Origin of the sequence: Streptomyces incarnatus (assembly GCF_001027185.1) — a bacterium.
GTDB classification, from domain to species: domain Bacteria; phylum Actinomycetota; class Actinomycetes; order Streptomycetales; family Streptomycetaceae; genus Streptomyces; species Streptomyces puniciscabiei.
Window position 1 is genome coordinate 3,375,031 of the sequence record NZ_CP011497.1, and the last position, 24,423, is coordinate 3,399,453.

Below are 24,423 nucleotides of genomic sequence, written 5' to 3' on the forward strand. Positions count from 1 at the left end.
CCGCTCCCCGGGCAGCCGTAGTTCCGCGGAAGCGACCTCCGGTCGCCCCTCACGGTGAGCGGTGAGACGCGGGAGGCCCCCGCCCGAAGGATTCCCTTCGGGCGGGGGCCTCCCGAGGTGGTGGGCCGGTCAGCTCAGGGGCCTACCCCTCGCCACTGGTACGGCGGCGCCTGAACCAGAGCAGGCCGGCAGTACGACGACCGGCGCGGCCCGTTCCTGCGGGCGGTCGCCCGGTACCTGGGCGAAGTCCTCGTACGGCACCACGGTGCGGTCTGGGTGTGGCCGCCCGGCACCCCCTGCCCCGGCCCGGAACGGACGTGCCCGTCCCTGACCTACCCGTACGACCGGCTCACCGGGCCGGAGGCCGAAGCCGTCGCCGCCTCGGAGGAGGAGGGCGAGTCCCTGCTCCCGGTCGTCGACCCGCACCAGATCGTCGGCGCCCTGTACCGGGCGGAGAACTCCCGTCTGGGCGTGGCCCTGGAGCACTTCGAGGGATGGCGCGACGACCTCGCACCCTGGCTGCCGCCGGGCGCCTGACCGGCCGGAGCGCGGCTACGGCAGCACCCTGCACAGCGCGTCCAGCGCCCCCGCCCACGCGCTGTCCGGCGGTGTCGCGTACCCCACGACCAGCGCGTCCAGCGGCTCGGTGCCGGCCTCCGGGTGGCGGTGGAAGGCGAGGCCGTGCAGGGCCAGCCCCTGCCAGGCGGCGGCCTGGATCACCGGCTGTTCCATGCCGGCCGGCAACCGCAGCACCGCGTGCAGGCCGGCGGCGATGCCGGTGACCGTGACCTCGGGGGCGCGGGCGGCGACGGCGGCGGCGAGGGCGTCGCGGCGGCGCCGGTAGCGCAGGCGGGAGGAGCGGACGTGACGGTCGTACGCGCCGGAGGTGATGAACTCGGCGAGGGTGAGCTGGTCCAGCGCGCCCACCGTGTCGACGCGGCCCTTGGCCGCGGTCACCTCCTCCGTCAGGGCCGTCGGCAGCACCATCCAGCCCAGCCGCAGGCCGGGGGCGAGGGACTTGCTGGCGGTGCCGAAGTAGATCACGCGGTCGGGGTCGAGGCCCTGGAGGGCGCCGACGGGCTGGCGGTCGTAACGGAACTCGCCGTCGTAGTCGTCCTCCAGGACCAGGCCGCCGGTCCGCCGCGCCCAGTCCACGACGGCCGTGCGCCGGTCCGGGTGCAGGGGCGTGCCCATGGGGAACTGGTGGGCGGGCGTGAGGAGGACCGCGCCGGCGTCCGTCAACGGGCCGGTGTCCGTGCCCAGCCGGTCGTACGGGAGGGCGGGTGCCGTCAGGCCGGCGGCGCGCAGCACGTCCCGGTGCGCGTCCAGGCCGTACGACTCGACCGCCACCGTGCGCGCCCCGCGCGCCCGCAGCACCGTGCCGAGCAGCCGCAGGGCGTGCGAGAAGCCGGCGGTGATCAGGACGGAGTCCGGGTGGGCGCGCACGCCGCGGGCGCGGGCGAGGTAGCCGGCGAGGGCTTCGCGCAGCTCGGGGCGGCCGCGCGGGTCGCCGTAGCCGAGGGCTTGGTAGGGGGCCGTGGCCAGGGCGCGGCGGGCGGCCTTGAGCCATTCCGTGCGGGGGAAGGCGGCCAGGTCCGGGGTGCCGGGGATGAGGCTGTGGGTGGGGCGGGCGGCTTCCCGGCGCCGGGGTGCCGAGTCCGCCGGCGGGACGACGGCCCGGTCCGCCACGCGGGTGCCGGAGCCCTGGCGGGCGGTGAGCCAGCCCTCCGCCACCAGGTCGGCGAACGCCTCGGCGACGGTGTTGCGGGCGATGCCGAGGTCGGCGGCGAGGGAGCGGGAGGAGGGCAGCCGGGTGCCGGGGGCGAGGCGGCCGGTGCGGACGGCGTCGCGCAGGGCGTCGGTCAGGCCCCGGCGCAGCCCGCCGGAGCCGGCCGGTTCGAGATGCAGGTCGACGCCCAGAGTGGCCCAGGATTCCGCCATGGAAATGGACCATACTCCTGGGCTGCCCGGCTCCTAGGGTCGAGGGCATGAGCACTGCACAGGAAAACGCCGAGTACGTCACCGAGCAGGCCCCGCGACTGGCCTGGGCCAAGCACGCGCCGGAGGTCTACAAGGCCATGATCCGGCTGGACACCGCCGCCAGGCAGGGGCTCGACCCCAAGCTGTACGAGCTGGTGAAGATCCGCGCCTCGCAGCTCAACCACTGCGCGTTCTGCCTCGACATGCACACCAAGGACGCGCTCGCGGCCGGTGAGAGCGTGGAGCGGATCGTGCAGCTCAGCGCCTGGGAGGAGTCGCGGCACTTCTACACCGCGAAGGAGCTGGCGGCGATCGAGCTGACCGAGGCGATCACCGTGCTGACCGACGGCTTCGTGCCGGACGAGGTGTACGACCGGGCCGCCGGGCACTTCGAGGAGGCCGAGCTGGCCCAGCTGATCGCCGCCATCGCGGTGATCAACACCTGGAACCGGTTCGGGGTGACCACCCGGATGACCCCGGGCCACTACCAGCCCGGGCAGCACACGTGAGCCGTACCCGACTGCTGGACCGCGAGGTCGGGCGGGCGATGTCCGCGCTGAGCGCGGCGGCGAAGAAGGGGCTCGGGGATCCGGTCCTCGCCGAGCTGGTGATGATCCGGGCCTCGCAGCTCAACCACTGCGCGTTCTGCCTCGACATGCACCTGAAGGCCGCCCGGGAGAACGGGGAGTCGGAGGACCGTGTCCAGCTGCTGAACGCCTGGGAGGAGACCGAGGGCCTCTACAGCGAGCGGGAACGGGCCGCGCTGGCGCTGACCGAGGCCGTCACCGTGCTGACCGAGGGGTTCGTGCCCGACGAGGTGTACGAGCGCGCCGCCGAGCACTTCGACGAGGCCGGACTCGCCCACCTCATCGGCCTGGTCGCCGTCATCAACGGCTGGAACCGGATCATGGTCAGCCGTCGCGTCCCGCCCGGGGGGTATCAGCCGTGAGCAAAGTGGACGCGTTCCGCGCACTGCACCGCAACCGCCCCCCGGGCGACCCGCTGGTCCTGCCCGGGCCCTGGGACGCGGCCAGTGCGCGCGTCTTCGAAGAGGCCGGGTTCCCGGCGCTGGCCACACCGAGCGCCGGGGTGGCCGCCTCGCTCGGGTACGCGGACGGGGCCACCCCCGCCGACGAGATGTTCGCCGCGGTCGCCCGGATCGCGCGGGCGGTGGACGTGCCGGTGTCGGCGGACGTCGAGGACGGGTACGGGCTCGCGCCGAAGGAACTGGTGGAGCGGGTGCTTCAGGCGGGTGCCGTCGGGTGCAACCTCGAGGACTCGCGCGGGGGTGTCCTCAAGGACCCGCGCGAGCACGCCGAGTTCCTCGCCGAGGTCCGCTCGGCCGCCGCCGGCCGGCTGTTCGTCAACGCCCGGGTCGACACCTTCGTGCACGGCGACAAGGACCCCGGGCGGGCCATCGAGCGGGCCGCGCTGTACGTGGCGGCGGGCGCCGACTGCGTCTATCCGATCCTCGCCCCCGCCGCCGTACTGCCGCTGCTGCGGTCCGGCATCCAGGGCCCGCTGAACGCGCTCGCCCGGCTGGACGGCGAGGGCTGGGCCGGCCCCTCGCCCGCCGGGCTCGGCGAACTCGGGGCCACCCGCGTCACCTTCGGACCGGGACCGCAGCGGCGGGCCGCAGCCGCGCTTCAGGGCATCGCCGACTCCCTCAAGGAATGAGGGCGTTCAGGACAGCCACCGCTTCCACACGTCGGGGTGGCTGTCCACCCACTTCTTCGCCGCGTCCTGGGGCGAGAGCTTCTGGTCGGCGATCATCAGGGAGACCTCGTTCTGGTCCTCGGTCGTCCAGCTGAACTTCTTCAGGAAGGCCGCCGCCTTGCCGCCGGACCTGGCGAACCCGGCGTTGAGGTACTTCTGCAGCGGGGTGTGCGGATAGGCGCAGGCGACCTTCGCCGCGTCCGCGTCGCAGCCGTCCTTGTACGGCGGGAGCTTCACCTCCGTCATGGGGACCTTCTTGAACAGCCACTGGGGGGCGTACCAGTAGGTCAGGAAGGGCTTCTTCTCCTTGGCGAACTGCTTGATCTGGGTGATCTGCGCGGCCTCGGAACCGGCGAAGACGACCTGGTAGTCCAGCTTCAGGTTCTTCACCAGGGCCTTGTCGTTGGTGACGTACGACGGGGAGCCGTCCATCAGCTGGCCCTTGCCGCCGCTCTCCGCGGTGCGGAAGAGGGAGGCGTACTTGTTCAGGTTCCTCCAGTCGGTGATGTCCGGGTGCTGCTCGGCGAGGTAGGTGGGGACGAACCAGCCGATGTGACCGGTCACCCCGAGGCCGCCGCCCCGCCGAATCGTCTTCTTGTCCTGGACGTACCGCTTCTCCTGGTCCGGGTGGCCCCAGTCCTCCAGGATGGCGTCGACCCGGCCCTGGCTGAGCGCGTCCCAGGCGGGCACCTCGTCGACCTGGACGGTGTCGACGCGGTAGCCCAGCTCGTGCTCCAGCAGGTACTGGGCGACGGCCACGTTGGACTGCGCGCCCACCCAGGACTGCACGGACAGGGTGACGGTCTTCGAGCCCTTGGCGTTCGCGAACGGGCTGGCCTGCTTGGTCATGTCGGCGGCGCCGCAGCCGGTGAGCAGCGACACGGTGGCCGCTCCGGCGGCGATCAGTGCCGTCCTGCGCTTGAGCTTCGTCATGTCACGCTCCCTTCCTCGCGCGTCGCCCGGTCGGCTGGGTCACCCGGTCGAGCATCAGGCCCAGGCAGACGATCGCGGCGCCGGCCACCAGACCGGTCGCCAGGTCGCCCTGGGCGAGGCCGAAGGCCACGTTGTAGCCGAGGGCGCCGCCGCCGACCAGGCCGCCGATGATGACGACGGCGAGCACCAGGACCACGCCCTGGTTGACGGCGAGCAGCAACGACCGTTTGGCCAGCGGGCGTTGGACCTGCCACAGCTGCTGCCGGCCGGTCGCGCCGAGCGAGCGCGCCGACTCCAGCGCGGCGGGGTCGACCTGGCGCAGGCCCTGCGCGGTGATCCGGACGACGGCGGGCAGCGCGTAGACGACGGCCGCGGCGACGGCGGGGGCGCGGCCGACGCCGAACAGGGCGACGACCGGGATCAGGTACACGAACTGCGGCATGGTCTGGAACACGTCCAGGACCGGCCGCAGGGCCCGTTCGACGCGGTCGCTGCGGGCGGCGGCGATGCCGGTCGCGAAACCGAGGACGAGGGTGACGGCCACGGCGGCGAGCACCTGGGAGAGCGTGTCGAGGGCCGGCTCCCAGACGCCGAGGACGCCGATCGCGGCCATGGCGAGGACGGCGGTCAGGGCGGTGCGCCAGGTGCCGATCGACCAGGCCAGGGCGGCGACGATCAGCAGCACCGACCACCAGGGCAGCCACTGCAGGCCGCCGCGCACGGGGTCCAGCACCCAGGTGGTGAAGTGGCCCGCCCAGTCGGCCGTACCGCCGACGACCGGGACGCCGGAGTAGAGGTGGTTGGTCATCCAGTCGACGGCACGGTTGACCGGTTCGGCGATGTCCAGGGTCCAGCCGGAGGGCCAGTCGAGGCCGTGCAGGAGGCGGGCGGCCAGGGCGGCGGCCACGGTGACGGCGAGGGCGTAGACCCAGCCGATGGTCCTCGGGCGCGTGGTGCCGTCGCCGGCGCCCGCGCCCGCCGCCGCGGTCACGCGGTCCAGCACGATCGCGAGCAGCACGATCGGGATGCCGGCGGCGAGGGCCTGGCCGACGTCGACCGAGGCGAGCGCCTGGTAGACGCGGTCACCGAGGCCGCCGGCGCCGATGACGGAGGCGATGACGGCCATGGACAGCGCCATCATGATCGTCTGGTTGAGGCCGAGGAGGAGTTCACCCCGGGCGAGCGGGATGCGGGCGGTCAGCAGCCGCTGGCGGCGGGTCGCGCCGAGCGACTCCACGGCCTCCAGGACCTCGGGGTCGGCGCCGCGCAGGCCGAGCGCGGTGAGGCGGGCCATCGGCGGGGCGGCGTACACGACGGTGGCGAGCACGGCCGCGGGGACGCCGATGCCGAAGACCAGGACGACGGGGAGGAGGTAGGCGAAGGCCGGGAGCACCTGCATGGTGTCCAGGACCGGGCGCAGGGCGCGGTCCAGGCGGTCGGACAGGCCGGCGGCGAGGCCGAGCAGCGCGCCGACGGCCACGGAGGCGAGGACGGCGACGACCATGAGCGCGAGGGTCTGCATGGTCGGCACCCACATGCCCAGGGCGCCGCAGGCCAGGAAGGCGATCGCGGTGCCGGCGGCGAGCCGGGGGCCGGCGAAGCGCCAGGCGAGCAGGGCGCCGAACGCCGTGACGCCGGCCCAGCCCGCGGCGAGCAGCGTGAGGTAGACGCCGCGTACGGCGATGACGACGGCGTTGCTGATGTAGCCGAAGAAGTACAGGAACAGCGGGTGGCTGTCGCGGTTGTCGATGACCCAGTTGCTGGCGCCGGTGAGCGGCTTGTCCAGGCTGACGGTCAGGTGCTGCGGCCACGGTCCGCCGTGCAGGAGGGGCAGCAGTACGGCGGTGACCAGCGCGAGGAGGAGCAGTTTCGCCGTGGTTCTGCTCCTGAGGACGCGGGGGACGTTCGTGCGGGAGGCCGGGACGGTGAGCGTTGCCATCAGACCGCCTCCGGGCTGATGCGCGGGGCGGGTACGCACACGTCGAGGCCCGCCACGACGTCCAGCAGCAGCTCGTGGTCCACGGTCCCGACGCAGTGGCCGTCCTCCACCACGCACGCCGGTGTGCCGGTCTCGGCCACGGCCTTGATCGCGTCCGCGACCACGGCGTCCGGGGTGAGGGCGCCCGGGTGCTCGGAACCGCCGCAGTCGCCCGGCTTCATCGCCGTACGGACCGTCATCACCTGCTCGCGCGGGACGTCCCGGACGAACTCGCGGACGTAAGCGTCGGCCGGGGAGCCCACGATCTCCTCCGGGGTGCCGAGCTGGACGACCCTGCCGTCGCGCATCAGGGCGATGCGGTCGCCCAGCTTGAGGGCCTCGGACAGGTCGTGGGTGATGAAGACCATCGTGCGGCCCTCCTCGCGGTGCAGGCGGGCCACCTCGTCCTGCATGTCGCGCCGGATGAGCGGGTCGAGGGCGCTGAACGGCTCGTCGAAGAGCAGGACCTCGGGGTCGACGGCCAGGGCCCGGGCCAGGCCCACGCGCTGGCGCTGGCCGCCGGAGAGTTCGGCGGGGCGGCGGTGTTCCATGCCTTCGAGGCCGACCTTGGCGACGACCTCGGCGGCCCGCTCGCGCCGCTCGGCCTTGCCGACGCCCTGGATTTCCAGGCCGTAGGCCACGTTGTCCAGGACCGTGCGGTGCGGGAGCAGGCCGAAGTGCTGGAAGACCATGGCGGCCCGGTGCCGGCGCAGTTCGCGCAGGCGGCCCTTGTCCATCGCGCGGACGTCCTCGCCGTCGATGGAGATCGTGCCCGCCGTCGGTTCGATCAGCCGGGTGAGGCAGCGGACCAGGGTGGACTTGCCGGAGCCGGACAGGCCCATGACCACGAAGACCTCGCCCTTGCGGACGTCGAAGGAGACATCGCGGACGGCCGCCGTACAGCCCGTGCGGGCGCGCAGGTCGGCGGGGTCCAGCGTGCTGAGCTCCGGGTCGGCGGGGATCCGCTGGGGCTTGGGGCCGAAGACCTTCCACAGGCCCTCGACGGAGAAGACAGGGGCGGCGGTGGGCGGCTTGCGGGTGGGGACGGTGCGGGTCATCGGGCGTCACCTCCGATCAGGTCGACGGCCTTCTCCCCGACCATGAGCACCCCGATCATCGGGTTCACGGCGGTCATGGTCGGGAAGACGGACGCGTCGGCGATGCGAATGCCGTCGAGGCCTCGGATCCTCAACTCCGGGTCGACTACGGCCAGTTCGTCGTCGGCGGCGCCCATCCTGCAGGTGCCGGCCGGGTGGTACACGGTGTGCGCGACCTTGCGGGCGTACTCGCTGAGTTCGGCGTCGCCCCGGACCTCGGGACCGGGGCACACCTCGCGCTTGAGCCAGCTCGCGAGCGGCTCGGTCCTCGCGATCTCACGGGCGATGCGGATGCCGTCGACCAGGGTCCGGCCGTCGTAGTCGTCCTCGTCGGTGAAGTAGCGGAAGTCGAGGGCGGGCTTGACGGACGGGTCGGCGCTGGTGAGGTAGAGGCGGCCGCGGGACCTGGGCTTGGGGATGTTCGGGGTCATCGAGACGCCGTACCGCGGGCGTTCGTAGCCGAGCCGCTCCGGGTTGTCCGTGAACGGGATCTGGTAGAAGTGGAACATCAGGTCCGGGCCCGCGTGTCCGGGGTCGCGGCGCACGAACAGGCCCGCGTCGGAGTCCATCGCGGAGTTCTCCGGGATCGGGCCGTGGGTCTCCCAGACGATGACCGACTCGGGGTGGTCCAGCAGGTTCTCGCCGACGCCGGGCAGGTCGTGGACGACGGGGATGCCGAGGGCCTCCAGGTCGCCGCGGGGGCCGATGCCCGAGTGGAGGAGCAGGCGCGGGGAGTCGACGGCGCCCGCGCACAGGACCACCTCGTTCCGGGCCCGGACCAGCAGTTCCTCGCCGTCCTTGGTGCGCACGTGGACGCCCTGGGCCCGGGTGCCGTCCAGCTCCAGCCGGTACGCCCAGGTCTCCAGCAGGATCGTCAGGTTCGGGCGCTCGTCCATCACCGGGTGCAGGTACGCCACCGACGCCGAGGACCGCTTGTTGTCCTCGGGGTGGTAGGCGAGGTCGAAGAAGCCGACGCCCTCGGTGAACGGCTTCTTGTTGAAGCCCTCGACGCGGGGGACGCCGAGCGCGGCCTGGGCGGCGTCGACGAAGTCCCGGGCGATGGCGTTGCGGTCCTTCTCGTCGACGGAGACGATGTTGTTCTTCAGGCGGGCGAAGTACGCCTCCATGGGCACGGCCCCCCACCCCTTGGCGCCGGCCTCCTCCCACTCGTCCCAGTCGGACGGCAGCGGCTTGAAGGAGATCAGCGTGTTGTGGGAGGAGCAGCCGCCGAGGACGCGGGCGCGGCTGTGCCGGATGTGGGAGTTGCCGCGCGGCTGCTCCACGGTCGGGTAGTCGTAGTCGAGGTCGCCGCCGAGCAGGCCCATCCAGCGGCGCAGGGTGAGGACGTCGTCGCGGCCGACGTCGCTCGGGCCGCCCTCGATGACGGCGACGGTGACGTCCGGGTTCTCGGTGAGGCGGGAGGCGATGACGGAGCCCGCGGTGCCGCCGCCGATCACGACATAGTCGTAGACGTGGGGGGTGTGGGACATGGGGGTACTACTCCAGGGGGTGTTTCCGGGGGGCGAAGAGGTGGGGCTCAGCCGGCGAACCAGCGCACCGGCTTCGGCGCGAGGTTCTGGTAGACGTGCTTGGTCTCGCGGTACTCGGCGAGTCCGGCGGGTCCCAGCTCGCGGCCGGTGCCGCTCCTGCCGAAGCCTCCCCACTCCGCCTGCGGCAGGTAGGGGTGGAAGTCGTTGATCCAGACGGTGCCGTGGCGCAGCCGGCCGGCGACGCGGCGGGCCCTGCCCGCGTCGGCGGTCCAGACGGCGCCGGCGAGGCCGTACTCGGTGTCGTTGGCGAGGCTGACGGCCTCCTCCTCGGTGCGGAAGGTCTCGACGGTGAGGACCGGTCCGAAGACCTCCTCGCGGACGACCCGCATCTCGCGGTGGCAGGCGTCGAGGACCGTCGGCTCGTAGAAGTAGCCGGCCTCGGGGCGCTCCGGTGACGGCTCCGGCCGCTTGCCGCCGCAGCGCAGTACGGCGCCCTCGGCGAGCGCGGACGCGACGTACGCCTCGACCTTGGCGCGCTGCTGCTCGGAGACGAGCGGGCCGCACTCGACACCGTCCGCGGTGCCGCGCCCGAGCCTGATCCGCCGGGCCCGGCGGGCGAGTTCGGCGACGAAGCGGTCCCTGACCGACTCCTCGACGATGAGCCGGGCGCCGGCCGAGCAGACCTGGCCGCTGTGGATGAAGGCGGCGTTGAGGGCCTGGTCGACGGCGGTGTCGAAGCCTTCCTCGGTGGCGCAGGCGTCGGCGAAGACGACGTTGGGGTTCTTGCCGCCGAGTTCGAGGGCGACCTTCTTCACCGTCGGGGCGGCGGCCTGGGCCACCTTGGTGCCGCTGACCAGGCCGCCGGTGAAGGAGACCAGGTCGACGTCGGAGTGCTCGGCGAGGCGGGCGCCGACGGTGTGGCCGGGGCCGGTGACGAGGTTGGCGACCCCGGCGGGCAGGCCCGCCTCCGCCAGCAGCTCGATCAGCGCGACGGTGGTCATCGGGGTGATCTCGCTGGGCTTGATCACGAAGGTGTTGCCGGCGGCGAGGGCCGGAGCGATCTTCCAACTGGCCTGGAGCAGCGGGTAGTTCCAGGGGGTGATCAGCGCGCAGACGCCGACCGGCTCGTGCACGACGACGCTGTGGATGTCGGGGGAACCCGCGTCCACGACCCGGCCCGGCGCCTCGGCGGCGACCAGGTCGGCGAAGTAGCGGAAGGCGTCGGCGACACAGTCGATGTCGATACGCCCCTCCTCGACGGTCTTGCCCGCGTCCCGGCTCTCCAGCAGGCCCAGCTCCTCGCGGTCGCGTACGAGGAGGCCGGCGACGCGGCGCAGCAGGGCGGCGCGGTCGGCGACCGGGGTGTGCGGCCAGGGGCCGTGGTCGAAGGCCTGCCGGGCCGCGGCCACCGCGCGCTCGGCGTCCTTCTCGTCACCCTCGGCGACCACGGCGAACGGCCGGGCGTCCGCGGGGTCGAGGATCTCGCGCGTCGCGCCGGAGACCGCAGCCAGCCACTCGCCTCCCGCGTGGATGGTCGCCTGGGCCTGTCGTGCCGTTCTGTCCGCCATGATCGGTGTTGCCTTCCGTTCCTGATCGATGCCCCTGTGTCACTCGCGTGCCACGCTCGGGGACCGTCGCCGCCTGCCCAGGACCGGCACCTCGCATGCGCGATCGATGACGGAAAGTGCGCGGGGTCACATCAGCCCGCACCAGATCACTCAACCCGTCGACCATTTAATTGCAGTATTCACGGAATACAATTGCCTGTGTATTTACAATTCCCCCGAATGCCCCAAAGCCCACCTCCATCGGCCGTCGTTAGGTGACCGTGATGCGATTGGACTGGCACGCGGCCGAGGATCATAAGACGACCATGCTGCGCTGGAGCGGCGAGGCGGACGTCACGTCATGCTCGGATCTGCTCGACGACTTCCTTACGAAAATCAACACAATGGAAAATGAATACCGGCGGACGATGGCAGCTCTGTACAGGGCGTCCTGAGGCGGGGGTACGGAGGTAGAACGATGGAAACCTGGAACGTCCCGGACCAGGACATCGCGCCGAACGACTGGGACCCGGTCGAGGAACTGGCCCAGATACTGTCCACGCCGACCAGCGTGAGCCCCGTCACCCCCCTGGACCTGCCGTCCCCGCGCAGGAACAACCGCCGACGGGTGCGTCACGAGTCCCATCTGCTCGACGGCGGCCGCAGCCTCACCCACATCACGCTGCTGATCGCGACGGTGACCGTCTGCGCGCTGTGCATGCTGGGCTGGTCCGTCTGCTACTCGTACTGGCAACTGCGCGGAATCGCGTCGTCCGTGCTGCCGACGAGACTGGCGCAATGCTGGCCGCTGACCGTGTACGGGCCGTGGTTCGTGGCCGCCCTCTCCGTACTGCGGGCCACCGCTCAGCGCCGCAGTGCGCGGCGTTCCTGGTGCGTCGTGCTGGCCGCTTCCGCGCTCGCCGTGGGGCTGTGCGTCAGCCACTCGTCGCATGCGCTGCTCTCGTTAGTGATCTTCGGAATCCCGCCGGTCACCGCTCTGGTGTGCTTCTGGGAACTCGTCGGCCAGATCTCGACGAGGAACCGCCCCCGGCACGCCACGAACACCGATCCGCCGGACCCCACGCCGTGAAGCCGTGAAGGCCCGCATGAGGACCCGCCGGCCGGCTACCACGCCCGGTAGCCGGCCGGCGGGTCCTCGTTCACGCGGCCGTCGAGCGACTCCCGGATCAGGTCGGCCTGGCCCACGTGCCGGGCGTACTCCTCGATCATGTCGACCAGGAACCGGCGCAGGCTCGGCCGCTCGCCCCGGCGTGAGGTGCGGATCACGGTGGAGAGCGTCGACGGCGCCTCGCCGGACGCGCGGGCCTGCCTGGAGGCCTACGCGGCGGACATCGACGCGCGCTTCCCCGAGGGCTACGACAAGGCGGCCCTGGTACGCCCCGAGGAGGTCACCGGGGAGGCCGGTGCCTTCCTGGTGGCGTACGAGGAACGGCGGCCGGTGGGCTGCGGGGCGTTCAGACGGCTGGCACCCGGGGCCGGCGAGATCCGCCATGTGTGGGTGCACCCGGAGGCGCGCCGGCTGGGGCTCGCACGGCGGCTGCCGGCGGCGCTGGAGCGGGAGGCCCTGGAGCGCGGCCTGACGGTCGTACGCCTGGACACGCACACGGTGCTCACCGAGGCGCAGGCGATGTACCGGGCGTGCGGGTACACCGAGATCCCGCGCTACAACGACGACGTCTACGGCGGCCACTGGTTCGAGAAGCGGCTACTAGCCGAGGACGGCGCCTGACGCCTCGGCCATCAGGTCCCGGACGCAGGCGCGCAGCCAGGCGTGGGCGGGGTCGGCGTCGTGCCGGGGGTGCCAGGCGAGCCCCACCTCGACCGCCGGGAGTTCGAGGGGGATCTCGAAGACGACGAGACCGAGGGCGTCCGCCATCGGGCGACTGTAGGTGGTGATCAGGCCGATCAGGTCGGTCTCGCGCAGCACGAACAGCGAGGCGGGATAGGTGCCGACGCTGCCCACCACGCAGCGGCCGAGGCCGAGTTCGGCCAGGGCGTCGTCCACCGGGCCGCGCTGCCTGCCGCGCCGGGAGACGACGAGGTGACCGGCCTGCCCGGCGAACCGCTCGGGCGTCAACTCCCCGTCCAGCAACGGGTGTCCGGACCGTACGACGCCCAGCATGCGCTCCTCGTACACCGTCTCCACATGCACCTCGGGCGCGGTGGTGTCGATCACCCCGACCTCCAGGTCGGCGGTGCCCTGGCGCAGGAACGGGGCGTCCACATGGCTCTCGGAGAGGAAGCGCAGGCGGATGCCGGGTGCCTCGCGGGCGGCGCGGGCGAAGAGGGCGGCGCCGTGGGTGGCGGAGACCGCGTCGTGGCCGAGGATCGTGAAGGTGCGGGAGACGGTCCGCAGGTCGGTGTCGCGGCCCGGCGCGAACAGGGCCCGGGCCCGCTCCACCACCGCGCCCACCTCGGCCCGCAGGGCCAGCGCGTGCGGAGTGGGCACCATCCGGCGCCCGGCGCGCACCAGGACCGGATCGCCGAGCGCCTTGCGGATCCGGCCGAGCGTGCGGCTCATGGCGGGCTCGGACAGATGCAGTCGGCGGGCGGCACCCTGCACGCTCTGCTCCTCCAGCAGCACGTCCAGCGCGACCAGCAGATTCAGGTCCAGCCCCGTGGATTGCGTCATGTGCAGGTATCCCTTGCGAAGGTTGCACTGGAAAGCAGGTCACCGCCGAGCCTACGGTGAGGGCGATCCCACCACCACCTCCGAAGCTCCCGGGAGGAGCCGTGCCCGCGCACGCCCTGAAACGCCCCACCCTGCTCGCGCTGTGCGCCTGCGTCCTGGTCGCCCAGAGCATGGTCGCCGCCATCAACCTCCTCATCCCGCAGCTGAGTTCGTCGTCCCTGCATCCCTCGCACACCGAGATCCTGTGGACGGTCGACGCCTACGTCATCGTCTTCGCGGGCCTGCTCATCCCGGCCGGCGCGCTCGGCGACCGGTACGGCCGCAAGGGCGCCCTGCTCACCGGGCTGACCCTGTTCGCGGCGGGCGCCGCCACCAGCGCGCTCGCGACCGCGCCCGCCATGCTGATAGCGGGCCGGGGGCTGTCCGGCGCCGGAGCGGCCCTGATCACCCCGGCCACCCTCTCGATCCTGATGCAGCTGTCCGCGCCGGAACACCGGGTCCGCTCGATGGGTGCCTGGACGCTGTCGATCGGCCTGGGCGGCGCGGCCGGCAACCTGGGCGGCGGACTGGCCGGGCAGTTCCTCACCTGGCGCGCCCTGTTCGCGGTGATGGTCCCGCTGGCCGCCGTACTCGCCGTGGCCGCCGCGCTCACCGTCCCGCGCACCGAACGCGCCACCGCCGCCCGCCCCGACCCGCTCGGCACCCTGCTGCTCACCGCGGGCCTGGTCGCGGTCCTGTTCGGCATCATCGAGGGCCCGACCTACGGCTGGAGCTCCGCGCGCATCCTCGGCGCCTTCGCGGCGGGCGCGCTGCTGATCGCGGCCTTCACCCTGCACGCCCTGCGCTCGGCGGCGCCCCTCTTCGACCCGCGGGTCTTCGCCTCGCCCCGGTTGCGCTCGGCCTCCCTCGGCACGGCCACCGCGTTCTTCGGCCTGTTCTCCCTGTTCTTCGTCAACTCCCAGTACCTGCAGGGCGTGAAGGGCTTCGGCCCCGCCGTCACGGGGGTGGCGATCATGCCCCTGGTCTTCGGGATGGCCGTGTCCCAGAAGCTGGCCACCCGCTGGGCCGGCCACCCGCGCGCGGTCATCGGCGCCGGTCTCGCCCTCATCGGCCTCGGCCTGCTCGGCGCGTCCACGGCCGACGCCGGCACGCCCTACGCGGTGTTCGTCTGCTGGCTCCTGGTCATCTCCGCCGGTGCCGGCCTCTCCATGCCGGCCCTGACCGTCGGCGTGGTCACCTCCCTCCCCGCCCACCAGGCGGGCCTCGGCTCCGGCCTCGGCACGACGGCCCGGGAAACGGGCGCGGCCCTGGGGGTCGCCGTCACCGGCACGGTCCTGTCCGCCCACACCGACCTGCTCCACGGCCTGGGCCCGGCGCTGCGAACGGCGGGGGTGGTGGTGCTGGGGGCTACGGCACTGGTGGTGGCGGGATATGGAAAGCGCCCCGAAGGGGCGCGGGGAACTGCGCGAGCAACCACAACGGACCGGCATCCGGCAGCAAGCGCGCGCTCCTACGGCGGGTAGCCGGAACGCACCCGCAGACGGCAAACGCCCGGCACCCCCACGGCGGGGTGCCGAGCGTCACCGCGTCTGACGGAACTCTCAGATGAGGCCCAGCGAGCGAACCGCCTCGCGCTCCTCCTCCAGCTCCTTCACCGACGCGTCGATGCGCGCACGGGAGAACTCGTTGATGTCCAGGCCCTGGACGATCTCGTACTTGCCGTCCTTCGTGGTGACGGGGAAGGAGGAGATCAGACCCTCCGGCACGCCGTACGAACCGTCCGACGGGATGCCCATGGACGTCCAGTCACCCTCGGCGGTGCCGTTGACCCAGGTGTACACGTGGTCGATCGCGGCGTTGGCGGCGGAGGCCGCCGAAGAGGCACCGCGGGCCTCGATGATCGCGGCACCGCGCTTGGCGACGGTCGGGATGAAGTCCTCGGCCAGCCACTTCTCGTCGTTCACGACCTCCGCGGCGTTCTTGCCGGCGACGGTGGCGTGGAAGATGTCCGGGTACTGGGTGGCGGAGTGGTTGCCCCAGATGGTCAGCCGCTTGATGTCGGCGACCGTCGAACCCGTCTTCTTCGCGAGCTGCGTCAGCGCGCGGTTGTGGTCCAGGCGGGTCATCGCGGTGAAGCGCTCGGCCGGGACGTCCGGCGCGGCGGCCTGCGCGATGAGCGCGTTGGTGTTGGCCGGGTTGCCGACGACCAGGACCTTGATGTCGTCAGCGGCGTGGTCGTTGATGGCCTTGCCCTGCGGCTTGAAGATGCCGCCGTTGGCCTCGAGCAGGTCGCCGCGCTCCATGCCCTTGGTGCGGGGCCGGGCGCCGACCAGGAGGGCTACGTTGGCGCCGTCGAAGGCGACGTTCGGGTCGTCCGTGATGTCGATGCCCTGCAGGAGCGGGAACGCGCAGTCGTCCAGCTCCATGGCGGTGCCCTCGGCGGCCTTCAGGGCCGGGGTGATCTCGAGCAGGCGCAGCTTGACCGGCACGTCCGCGCCGAGCAGCTGGCCGGAGGCGATGCGGAAGAGCAGGGCGTAACCGATCTGGCCGGCCGCGCCGGTGACGGTGACGTTCACGGGAGTGCGGGTCATGGCGTTCTCCGTATGACAGCTGGCGGTGGGGCATCCCGGCCCCGGGCGGATGATCGATCTCTTGGCGTCAAGAGATCGATCCAGCGGTCAGGCTATCGCGCATCCGGCATGCGAGACGTCCGGGGCCCTGTGGATCACCCCACAAGTCGAAGGTGGGTCTAACGAAAGGGCGGCCGCCCGTCCGGGAGAGGGGGAGAGGACGGAGGCGGCCGCCAGGTGGGGGTACCGGACGTGCCGGACTCCCGTGGGGGGTACTGGGGCGCGTGCCCAGAATCCGGCCCGCCATGCACCCGGCCCCGGAATTTCACCCTCCCGATTCCCCGCACGCCGTACGCCGGACGCGCCGCGGCCCGTCAGCCCTGCTCAGGCGCCCATTGGCCGTGCCCGGGGCGCGCGTCAGCCCTGCGCTCGGGGCGCTCGCCGGCCCTGCGCTCGGGGCGCCCGTTGCCCCTGCGCGGGGCCGCCCGTTCCGCCGCACGCCGGACCGCGAGGGGCGTCGGTCCCGTTGCCCCTACTTGGTGCACCCCGTGCGCCCCGACGCCAGGGTCGCGCAGGCCTTGGCCTCTGCCGCGTTCTTGACGGCGACCATCGGGGTGTAGGCGATGGTGTCGCCGGCGCCGGAGGTCGCACCGGTCTGCCGGGCCTTCCCGGCGGACACCTGGACCTGGTCGCCCTGGGCGGCGCCGGTGATGCGGCCCCAGGCGGTGCCGCAGGCCTTGCTGTAGCGGACCTCCAGGGTCGTGGTGCCGACGGTGGCGGTCTTGGCGGTGGTCACCAGCTCGCCGCTGCACCCCATGGCCTCGGCGTCCTTGCCGTCACAGGCGGAGCCGGCGCACTTGACCCCGGGCGGCAGGGGCGCGTGCGCGGTGGCGCTGGGGGACGGCCGCTTGCCGGCGTTCTCGTGCCTGGCGCCGCCCCGGTCGGTGAAGAAGAAGACGGCGCCGATGACGACGAGCACGCCGACGAGCCCCGCGAGGAACATGATCACCCGCTGCCGGCCGGCCTTCCCCGGTGCCGGGGTGCCGCCGCCGGTGGGGCCGGGCCCAGCCGGCCCGCCGCCGTACGGGTCCGGGGTGGCAGGGGTCCAGCCGGGGCCCTCGGGCGAACCGGCGGGCCTGGCGCCGTTCACGGCGGTGGCACCGGCCCCCGCGCCCGCCCCGGCACCGGCCTCCGCGCGCGCCCCGGCGCCGGGGCGGGCGCTCGCCTTGGACGGGCCCTGGTACCCGGCCAGACCCCAGGAGTTGGCGCCCGAGGCCGCGCCGCGCCCGGCGCCGTCCCGGCCGGCCGGACCCGGACCCGCGTCGCCGGTCAGCCCCCGCCCAGCCGCCTCGGCCGGCTCCCGGCCCGCTCCGTCGGCCGTACCGGGACCTGCCGCTTCGGCGCCCCCAGGGCCCGAGCCGCCGCCCGGACCCCCGGCCGCACCACTCCCCGAACCGTCACCGGCCCCATGACCCGAACCGTCGACCGCCCCGCGGCCCGCACCACCGGCCGAACCACGACTGGATCCGTCGGCCGCACCACGACCGGAACCACCGACCGAGCCGCGCCCGGAACCCCCGCCCCGCCCAGAGTCGTCGACCCGATCAGGCCCCCCAGCCTGGTCAAGCCCCCCGGCCCGGTCGAGACCCTCCGCCCGGTCACGGCCTTCGCCCCGCTCACGTCCCGCCCCCTCCCGCGCGTCGGCGTCAGGGGCCGTCGGCTGGGTGGGGATCGTCGGGGAGACACCGGCCGGACCGGCGATCCCTGTGGCCGCGCCGGCACCCTTGCGGCCGGACGGGCCACCGGTCGCCTCCGCGGCGCCGAACTCCCCGAGCGCGGCGCGCGCCTGGGAGATGCGGATCGCCTCCATGGTGCGGTCGTGCCGCATCTCGGCCCGGCTCCAGGCGCGTTCGGCCAGCTCCCACATCGTGGTCAGGTGCACCAGGTTGGTGCCGGTGACCTCGGCGAGCGCGACGATCGCCCCCTTGGGCGCGAGCAGCCGGCCGCCCAGGTAACGCTCCCAGGACGTCTTGCTGTAGCCCGTGCGGTCGGCGAGTGCCGCGACGCTCAGACCGCTGCGGTCCACGAGCCGCCGCACCTGCTGGGTGAACTCCTTGATCTGCGGATCCAGTTCCTCGGGCAGATCTTTCCAACGAGGCATCGCTTCCCCCCTACTTCCCCCGTCCTGGCTACCCACAAGGATGCACTCCCTAAGGATCCCAGTTCCCGGAGTAGGGGCGCGCGGGAGCATGGACGGCGCGCGGACACCGTAGCGGAACGGTCACTTCCGTGCCACAGCGCAAGGACAGCCGTTGAACAGGCGGTTCATGGGCGGAAGGCTGATTCCCGGCGGTGGTTCGCCTCCCTTCGGGGGTGGGGGCGAGCCGCCGCTCAGCCGCCCGGTGTCACCAGTCCCGTCTCGTACGCCAGCACGACCGCCTGGGCCCGGCTGCCCAGGTCGAGCTTGCTCATCGTGCGGTTGAGGTGGGTCTTGACGGTGGCCTCGCTGATGTAGAGGCGGTCGGCGATCTCCACGTTGGACAGGCCGCGGGCGGTGAGCTCGAGGACCTCCCTCTCCCGGGAGGTGAGCACGGCGAGGTCGGGCGGGGCGGCCGTCTCGGTCCCGGCCGGAGCCTGCCGGTGGGCGAACGCCTCGACCAGGCGCCGGGTGACACTGGGCGCGAACAGCGCGTCGCCGCCCTCGACCGCGGTGACGGCGGCGAGCAGCCGCTCGGGCCCGGAGTCCTTCAGCAGGAACCCGGAGGCCCCGGCGCGCAGCGCCCCGTACACGTACTCGTCGAGGTCGAAGGTGGTCAGCACCAGCACCCGGGGCGGGCGGCCGTCGGCGGCGGCGAGGATCCGCTCGGTGGCCTCGATGCCGTTGACCCCGGGCATCCGGATGTCCATCAGGATCACGTCGGGGCGGGTGTCGGCGGCGAGCCGCACGGCCTCCTCGCCGTCCGCGGCCTCGCCCACCACCTCGAAGCCGGGCGCGGCCTCCAGCAGACCGACGAGTCCGGCGCGGATGAGGAACTGGTCGTCGACGACGAGCACTCTGGTCATGCCGTACGGTCGTCCCCTCGCCGTGCGCCGTCCCGTTGCCGGCGCCGTCCCTACAGCTCCGCCTCCGGTGCGCCGGTGCCGCCGCGCTCGGCGGCCGAGGTGGGCAGGTCCAGCAGGACCTCGAACCCGCCCTCGGAGCGTGGGCCGACCGTGATCGTCCCACCGTAGAGCTTGGCCCGCTCGCGCATGCCGATCAAGCCGTGTCCGCCGCCCGCCGGCACTCTGGCCGGAATCGTCCCCTGCCCGTCGTCGGTGACGCGGACGGTCAGCTCGTGGGAGCCGTACCGGAGTTCCACGCGCGCGTGCGCCGGACCGGCGTGTTTGAGGGCGTTGGTGAGGGCCTCCTGGACGACCCGGTAGGCGCACAGTTCGACGCCGGGCGGCAGCGGGCGCTCGGTGCCCGCCACCGCGAGGTCCACGGGCAGCCCGCCGGCCCGGACCCGGTCGAGGAGCTCGCCGAGCCGGGCCAGCGTGGGCATGGGGGCGCGCTCGGGCGCCTCCGGGTCCTCCTCGCGCAGCACCTGCAGCATGCGGCGCAGCTCCTCCAGGGCCTCGCCGCTGGTGTCCGCGATGGTGCCGAGCGCGCCGCGCGCCCGGCCGGGGTTGGAGTCGAAGACGAACCGGGCGAGACCGGCCTGCACCGAGATCACCGACATGTGGTGGGCGACCACGTCGTGCAACTCGCGGGCGATCCGGCCCCGTTCCTCGGCGACCGCGCGCCGGGCCCGCTCGGCCTGCTCGGCGCGCAGCCGCCGGGTCAGTTCGGCGGAGCGCCGGGCCAGATGCCCGAACCAGACCAGCACCGAGCAGTACAGCAGCGCCTGGCCGAGCACGGACGCCATGGACGGGGTGTGGCTGACCACCCCGGCGTACGCCCAGACCCCGGTCATGCAGGCCGCGCAGGCCAGGGCGGTGCGCACGGGGCGTACGGAGGCCACGGTGTAGAGGGCGAGCATGGAGCCGAAGGTGCACACCACCGGCCAGTAGCCGAGGGTGGTGTAGACGATCGCGGCGGCCTGCACGACGGCGAAGACGGCGAGGGGCCACCGGCCGCGCAGGGCGACCGGCAGATGGGCGAGGGCGACCAGGACATAGGCGCGGGCGTCGAGTTCCGGCCAGCCCTGCGATCGTGACTCCTGCCCCAGCAGGACGGCGACCACGGCCATGCCGACCGCGATCAGCGTGTCCACCAGGAGCGGGCGGGGCGTCAGCGGTCGCATCGCCGCAGGGTAACGCCCGAGGCCGGAGGCGGGAGTCAAACCTGAGGAGTAGTACGGAAGTTGCAGGAACCAGGTGGCCTACCGCCCGCGGTGGTGAGGGAGTTCGGTCCGCCGGTGGACGCGGGGGCCGGGCGGGCGGCCGTACCGTCGGGGCACGGGGGTACGCCGGTGGCCCGCGCCCCGGGGGGAGGCGCGGGCCACCGGCGGCGCGGCCCGGCTACTTGTTGCTGATCGTGACGTGCAGCAGATCCTTCAGGAACGGGATCTCGAGCCACGGCTTGGGCTGGGCCATCATCGCCAGCAGGACGATCGCGAGGCCGAGCACGCCGTAGGTGGCGATGTCCGTGAAGCGGGAGCGTACGGCGAGCATGCCGACGCTCGGGAGTATCCAGCGCATCACCGCGCCGGCCAGCAGGGCCGCGCCGATCAGCAGGGTGCCGGCGCGGAACAGGTCGAGGGCGGTGAGCAGCAGGCCGCACGCGACCCCGCCGAGCACCACGAGCAGGGGCCACTGCCGCGCCGGGGCCGGGGCGTCACCGGGCGCGGCCCGGCCGCCGCCCTCGGGCCGCGCGGTGTCCTTCGTGATCCGCGGGAAGCGGCGGGTGGTCCGCTCCGGACGCTCCTCGGCGCCGTGCGCCCCGCGGGCGACCGCGCCCGCGCTCTGCGTGCCGCGGGTGACCGCCCCCGCGCGGGCCTCGTCAGCCGGCACTGCGCTCCGCCGCCTCGACCACGTTGACCAGCAGCTGCGCCCGGGTCATCGGGCCCACACCGCCGGGGTTCGGAGAGATCCAGCCGGCCACCTCGACGACGTCCGGGTGGACGTCACCCATGATCTTGCCCTCGGCGTTGCGGGAGACACCGACGTCCAGGACGGCGGCGCCCGGCTTGACGTCCTCGGCGCGGATCAGGTGCGGGGAGCCGGCCGCGGCGATGATGATGTCGGCCCGCCTCAGGTGGCCGGACAGATCGCGGGTGCCGGTGTGGCACTGGGTCACGGTGGCGTTCTCGCTGCGCCGGGTGAGCAGCAGCGGCATGGGCCGGCCGATGGTGACACCGCGGCCGACGACCACGACCTCGGCGCCCTTGATCTCCACGCCGTGGGCCCGGAGCAGGGAAAGGATTCCGTTCGGGGTGCAGGGCAGCGGGGCGGGCTCGTTCAGGACCAGCCGGCCCAGGTTCATCGGGTGCAGCCCGTCGGCGTCCTTGGCCGGGTCCATCAGCTCCAGGATGCGGTTCTCGTCGATGCCCTTGGGCAGCGGCAGCTGGACGATGTAACCGGTGCAGGCCGGGTCCTCGTTCAGCTCCCGTACGACCGCCTCGATCTCCTCCTGGGTGGCCGTGCCCGGCAGCTCGCGCTGGATGGAGGCGATGCCGACCTGCGCGCAGTCGCGGTGCTTGCCGGCGACGTACTTCTGACTGCCGGGGTCGTCCCCGACCAGGATCGTGCCGAGGCCGGGCGTGACGCCCTTCTCCTTCAGCGCCGCCACGCGGGCGGTCAGATCGGACTTGATCGCGGCTGCGGTGGCCTTGCCATCGAGAATCTGGGCGGTCATGCCCCCATCCTCGCGGATGACCCGCCCCCGGTTCCAATCCGGGTGGCCGGAGGTCCCGCGGCACGGCCGGCAGATGATCAATGATGTTGCACTTGCACAACACCTGGGGCTTTCGGCTGGACAAGTCAGGAACCGGTCAAGAACGATGGACACCACAGTGCAGCGGGCAGCTCGACGGGGGGACGGACCGCATCTGTAGAAACCCTCCTCCGTGCAGTGCCGCGCCTCGTCCCCGCACTCGAAAAACGGAGGAACCCCACCATGAGCTTCGGTGACCCGAACAACCCCTATGGCCCCCCGCAGGGGCAGCAGCCCGGTTACGGCTACGCCCAGCAGCCCCAGGGTGCCGGTTACGGCTACCCGGCGGCGCCGCCGGTCCAGCAGCCCGGCTACGGCGCCCCGGTGGCCCCCGCGGCGATGCCCGGCGGTGTGAAGGCCGCGCGCGTGTTCCTGTTCGTACTGGGCGGGTTCCAGGCGCTCGCCGGTCTGCTGATGCTGGTGGCCAGTTCCTGGTTCGCCGACCGCATCAGGAGCGTCGTGTCGTCCGACGGCACCGTCTCGTCGACCGACGCGGACAAGGCCGCCAGCATCGGTGTGGGCGTGATGATCGTGTTCGGCATCATCGTCCTCGCGTTCGCGTTCTGGGGGATCTTCACCGGCGCCAAGTTCGCGGGCGGTCGCGGAGGCGTCCGCGTCTCGGCCATCGTCTACGCCTCGCTCGTCACGCTGTTCAGCGTGCTCAGCCTCTTCGGCGGCAACCTCCTGGCGCTGGTCAGCATCGTGCTCGGCATCCTGACCATCGTCTTCTGCGCCAACAAGGGCGGCAGCTACTGGTTCAACCGCCCGAGCTACTGACCGCTGCGCGCGTCACGGAACAGTTCGCGCCATTTCAACACCGAGGGCCGTGTCTCACCCGTCCAGGGGGAGGCACGGCCCTGGTGTGTCCCCCTAGGCTGACCGGTGCGGCCAGACCCGGCCGGTGGCCGTCAGGCACGGGGAGACGCACCTTGTACAGCATCATCGTCGTACCTCCGCCGACCCCGGAGGACCGACAGGACCGCAGCACCCAGATCCGGCTCGCACCCGGTGAGCGCCTCAGCTTCGGACGGGCGCTGGGCAACGACCTGACGATCCCGCACGACGGGGTCTCCCGCCGGGCCGGGGAACTCAGCGCCCAGGGCGCGTTCTGGATACTGAGCAACCTGTCCGCGCGCCAGACCTACGTGGTGGAGAACCCGGAGGGCGCCGGCGAGCACATCAAGGTCGGCCCGGGCCGGCTGGACGCGCCGATCCCGTTCGAGTTCTCGCGGATCGTGCTGCCCGCCGCCGGTGACCTGCTGCCGATCGAGGTGTGGGCGCCGCGCCACGACTATCTGCGGGAGGGGGCCGGGCCGGACGGGGACACCACCGCGCCCGCCTTCTCCGTCGACCGCACCAAGCGCTACTTCGCCGTCCTGGCCGCCCTGTGCGAACCCCGGCTGCGCGGCGATCCGCACGCCCCGCTGCCCACGGTCGACCAGGTCGTCGACCGGCTGCGCCCCGCCTGGCCGGCCGCCTCGCGCACCTCGGTGCAGTGGAACATCGACTACCTGGCGGTGAAGCTGCGGCTCAAGCCCGGCCCGGAGACCGCGGACACCGGTCCCCGCCTCAACGGCAAGAAGGAGTCCCTGGTCTCCCTGGCGCTCCGCTTCGATCTCGTACGGGAGGACGACCTGGTGGTCCTGTCCGCCGCCTCCGCCGACGTCGGCCGTACGGCCCGGTGACCGAGCCGTACGCCGTACCGGTGCCACGGGGCTACCGGGTCGGCGCCTGGGAGGTGCGCGAGCCGATCGCGACGGGCGCCTTCGGCAGCGTGTACGTGGGCCGGCGCACCGGCGGTCCGGCGGAGCTGCCCGCCACCGCCGCGCTGAAGTTCCTGCCCACCGGCACCGGCACCCCGCGTCAACTGGCCCATCTGCGCGACCTCATCGAGCGCGAGGTCGACCTGCACCGGCGGCTCAGCCGGCCGCGGCTGATCCGGATGTACGAGTCGCTCGTCGTGGACGACCCGGACCGCCCCGCGCTCGACGGCGCCACCGTCCTCGTCCTGGAGCGGGCCGAGGGCTCCCTGTCCGCGCTGCTCGCCGCCGCACCGCGCCCGGCCGCCGGTCCCGCGCTGCTCGCCCAGGTCTGCGAGGGGCTGGCCCAGCTGCACCGGGCGGGCTGGGTGCACGGGGATCTGAAACCGGCCAACGTGCTGCTGATGCCGGACGGTTCGGCGCGGCTCGCCGACTTCAACATGGCAGCCGAACTGGAGGGCACCCACGCCTACACCCCGGCCTTCTCCACCCCCGACTACACCCCGCCCGAGCTGCTGTGGGCGGAGATCGGCGAACGGGGCCGCCGTATCCGCCCGTCCGCCGACGTCTGGGCCTTCGGCGTGCTCGCGCATCTCGTCCTCACCGACTCCTTCCCGCTGTCCGGCGCCACCCCGACGGCCCGCCGCGACGCGGCCGCCGCGTATGCGCGCGGCACCGACGAACTGCGCCTGTCCCCCGAACTCCCGGACGCCTGGCGGGAGATCGTGCGGGACTGCCTGGCCCGGACGCACGCGGCCCGCATCGGCACCGAGGTGCTGCTGCGG

24 protein-coding genes and 1 pseudogene are annotated in these 24,423 nt (G+C 73.1%); 11 read left to right on the forward strand and 14 right to left on the reverse strand.

The window, feature by feature from the left end; translation table 11 throughout:
* Positions 1–276: 276 nt before the first annotated feature.
* Complete coding sequence (locus tag ABB07_RS14920) at positions 277–537, forward strand: hypothetical protein (RefSeq protein ID WP_208899183.1); 261 nt, start codon at positions 277–279, stop codon at positions 535–537.
* A 15-nt stretch (positions 538–552) separates the two neighbouring features.
* Here ABB07_RS14920 and pdxR read toward each other — a convergent pair whose 3' ends face one another.
* Positions 553–1,941, reverse strand: coding sequence for a MocR-like pyridoxine biosynthesis transcription factor PdxR (gene pdxR, locus ABB07_RS14925; protein ID WP_208899184.1), 1,389 nt, complete (start codon positions 1,939–1,941; stop codon positions 553–555).
* 47 nt (positions 1,942–1,988) lie between these two features.
* On the opposite strand from pdxR, the gene ABB07_RS14930 reads away from it, so the two are divergent.
* The 3 genes from ABB07_RS14930 to ABB07_RS14940 are packed head-to-tail and all read left to right on the forward strand — an operon-like array spanning position 1,989 to position 3,657.
* The gene (locus tag ABB07_RS14930) at positions 1,989–2,489 is read left to right on the forward strand and encodes a carboxymuconolactone decarboxylase family protein (RefSeq protein ID WP_208899185.1); all 501 of its coding nucleotides are present in this window, start codon (positions 1,989–1,991) and stop codon (positions 2,487–2,489) included.
* A complete protein-coding gene (locus ABB07_RS14935; RefSeq protein ID WP_244189363.1) occupies positions 2,486–2,929 on the forward strand; it encodes a carboxymuconolactone decarboxylase family protein in 444 nt (147 codons plus the stop codon). Before ABB07_RS14930 ends, ABB07_RS14935 begins: the two co-directional genes overlap by 4 nt.
* The gene (locus tag ABB07_RS14940; protein WP_208899186.1) at positions 2,926–3,657 is read left to right on the forward strand and encodes an isocitrate lyase/PEP mutase family protein; all 732 of its coding nucleotides are present in this window, start codon (positions 2,926–2,928) and stop codon (positions 3,655–3,657) included. Before ABB07_RS14935 ends, ABB07_RS14940 begins: the two co-directional genes overlap by 4 nt.
* Positions 3,658–3,663: 6 nt before the next feature.
* Here the strand turns inward: ABB07_RS14940 and ABB07_RS14945 are convergent, their stop codons facing one another.
* The 5 genes from ABB07_RS14945 to ABB07_RS14965 are packed head-to-tail and all read right to left on the reverse strand — an operon-like array spanning position 3,664 to position 10,762.
* On the reverse strand, positions 3,664–4,629 hold the full coding sequence (locus tag ABB07_RS14945) for an ABC transporter substrate-binding protein (protein ID WP_208899187.1): 966 nt from the start codon (positions 4,627–4,629) through the stop codon (positions 3,664–3,666).
* 1 nt (position 4,630) lies between these two features.
* Positions 4,631–6,568, reverse strand: coding sequence for an ABC transporter permease (locus ABB07_RS14950; RefSeq protein ID WP_208899188.1), 1,938 nt, complete (start codon positions 6,566–6,568; stop codon positions 4,631–4,633).
* Positions 6,568–7,665, reverse strand: coding sequence for a quaternary amine ABC transporter ATP-binding protein (locus tag ABB07_RS14955; RefSeq protein ID WP_208899189.1), 1,098 nt, complete (start codon positions 7,663–7,665; stop codon positions 6,568–6,570). The genes ABB07_RS14950 and ABB07_RS14955 overlap by 1 nt, the downstream gene beginning before the upstream one ends.
* Positions 7,662–9,194 (reverse strand): GMC family oxidoreductase, encoded by a 1,533-nt coding sequence (locus ABB07_RS14960; protein ID WP_208899190.1) that lies wholly within the window; start codon positions 9,192–9,194, stop codon positions 7,662–7,664. Before ABB07_RS14960 ends, ABB07_RS14955 begins: the two co-directional genes overlap by 4 nt.
* A gap of 47 nt (positions 9,195–9,241) precedes the next feature.
* Complete coding sequence (locus ABB07_RS14965; RefSeq protein WP_208899191.1) at positions 9,242–10,762, reverse strand: aldehyde dehydrogenase family protein; 1,521 nt, start codon at positions 10,760–10,762, stop codon at positions 9,242–9,244.
* 263 nt (positions 10,763–11,025) lie between these two features.
* Here ABB07_RS14965 and ABB07_RS14970 point away from each other — a divergent pair, with 263 nt between their 5' ends.
* Positions 11,026–11,196: a hypothetical protein gene (locus ABB07_RS14970; RefSeq protein WP_208899192.1), complete on the forward strand. Its 171-nt coding sequence runs from the start codon at positions 11,026–11,028 to the stop codon at positions 11,194–11,196.
* Between the two features lie 23 nt (positions 11,197–11,219).
* Entirely contained in the window at positions 11,220–11,831 is a 612-nt protein-coding gene (locus ABB07_RS14975) for a DUF2637 domain-containing protein (protein WP_055709601.1), read from the forward strand.
* A gap of 35 nt (positions 11,832–11,866) precedes the next feature.
* On the opposite strand, the gene ABB07_RS14980 is transcribed toward ABB07_RS14975, so the two are convergent.
* Positions 11,867–12,028: a mycothiol transferase gene (locus ABB07_RS14980; RefSeq protein ID WP_208899193.1), complete on the reverse strand. Its 162-nt coding sequence runs from the start codon at positions 12,026–12,028 to the stop codon at positions 11,867–11,869.
* Between ABB07_RS14980 and ABB07_RS14985 the strand changes: the two are divergent.
* Positions 12,012–12,491, forward strand: a pseudogene (locus ABB07_RS14985) (GNAT family N-acetyltransferase); the annotation flags it as partial. The gene ABB07_RS14980 and the pseudogene ABB07_RS14985 sit on opposite strands and share 17 nt — an antisense overlap.
* Here ABB07_RS14985 and ABB07_RS14990 read toward each other — a convergent pair.
* On the reverse strand, positions 12,471–13,394 hold the full coding sequence (locus ABB07_RS14990; RefSeq protein ID WP_208899195.1) for a LysR family transcriptional regulator: 924 nt from the start codon (positions 13,392–13,394) through the stop codon (positions 12,471–12,473). The pseudogene ABB07_RS14985 and the gene ABB07_RS14990 sit on opposite strands and share 21 nt — an antisense overlap.
* Before the next feature lie 101 nt (positions 13,395–13,495).
* Here ABB07_RS14990 and ABB07_RS14995 point away from each other — a divergent pair, with 101 nt between their 5' ends.
* Positions 13,496–14,917 (forward strand): MFS transporter, encoded by a 1,422-nt coding sequence (locus tag ABB07_RS14995; RefSeq protein WP_208899196.1) that lies wholly within the window; start codon positions 13,496–13,498, stop codon positions 14,915–14,917.
* A 78-nt stretch (positions 14,918–14,995) separates the two neighbouring features.
* Here the strand turns inward: ABB07_RS14995 and ABB07_RS15000 are convergent, their stop codons facing one another.
* The 6 genes from ABB07_RS15000 to ABB07_RS15025 all read right to left on the reverse strand — a co-directional run bounded on the left by ABB07_RS15000 (position 14,996) and on the right by ABB07_RS15025 (position 21,800).
* Complete coding sequence (locus ABB07_RS15000) at positions 14,996–15,985, reverse strand: malate dehydrogenase (protein WP_208899197.1); 990 nt, start codon at positions 15,983–15,985, stop codon at positions 14,996–14,998.
* A gap of 511 nt (positions 15,986–16,496) precedes the next feature.
* Positions 16,497–18,125: a helix-turn-helix domain-containing protein gene (locus ABB07_RS15005; protein ID WP_208899198.1), complete on the reverse strand. Its 1,629-nt coding sequence runs from the start codon at positions 18,123–18,125 to the stop codon at positions 16,497–16,499.
* A 230-nt stretch (positions 18,126–18,355) separates the two neighbouring features.
* Positions 18,356–19,027, reverse strand: a complete 672-nt coding sequence (locus ABB07_RS15010; protein ID WP_208899199.1) for a response regulator — start codon at positions 19,025–19,027, stop codon at positions 18,356–18,358.
* Between the two features lie 50 nt (positions 19,028–19,077).
* The gene (locus ABB07_RS15015; protein WP_244189364.1) at positions 19,078–20,247 is read right to left on the reverse strand and encodes a sensor histidine kinase; all 1,170 of its coding nucleotides are present in this window, start codon (positions 20,245–20,247) and stop codon (positions 19,078–19,080) included.
* 217 nt (positions 20,248–20,464) lie between these two features.
* Entirely contained in the window at positions 20,465–20,956 is a 492-nt protein-coding gene (locus ABB07_RS15020; protein ID WP_208899200.1) for a DUF3017 domain-containing protein, read from the reverse strand.
* Positions 20,946–21,800, reverse strand: a complete 855-nt coding sequence (locus ABB07_RS15025) for a bifunctional methylenetetrahydrofolate dehydrogenase/methenyltetrahydrofolate cyclohydrolase (protein ID WP_208899201.1) — start codon at positions 21,798–21,800, stop codon at positions 20,946–20,948. Before ABB07_RS15025 ends, ABB07_RS15020 begins: the two co-directional genes overlap by 11 nt.
* Before the next feature lie 261 nt (positions 21,801–22,061).
* Here ABB07_RS15025 and ABB07_RS15030 point away from each other — a divergent pair, with 261 nt between their 5' ends.
* The 3 genes from ABB07_RS15030 to ABB07_RS15040 form a co-directional block, all read left to right on the forward strand.
* Positions 22,062–22,655, forward strand: coding sequence for a hypothetical protein (locus tag ABB07_RS15030; protein ID WP_208899202.1), 594 nt, complete (start codon positions 22,062–22,064; stop codon positions 22,653–22,655).
* Between the two features lie 152 nt (positions 22,656–22,807).
* Positions 22,808–23,563: an FHA domain-containing protein gene (locus ABB07_RS15035; RefSeq protein ID WP_208899203.1), complete on the forward strand. Its 756-nt coding sequence runs from the start codon at positions 22,808–22,810 to the stop codon at positions 23,561–23,563.
* Positions 23,560–24,423: protein kinase domain-containing protein (locus ABB07_RS15040; RefSeq protein WP_208899204.1), on the forward strand; the 864-nt coding region annotated here is incomplete at its 3' end. The genes ABB07_RS15035 and ABB07_RS15040, both read left to right, overlap by 4 nt.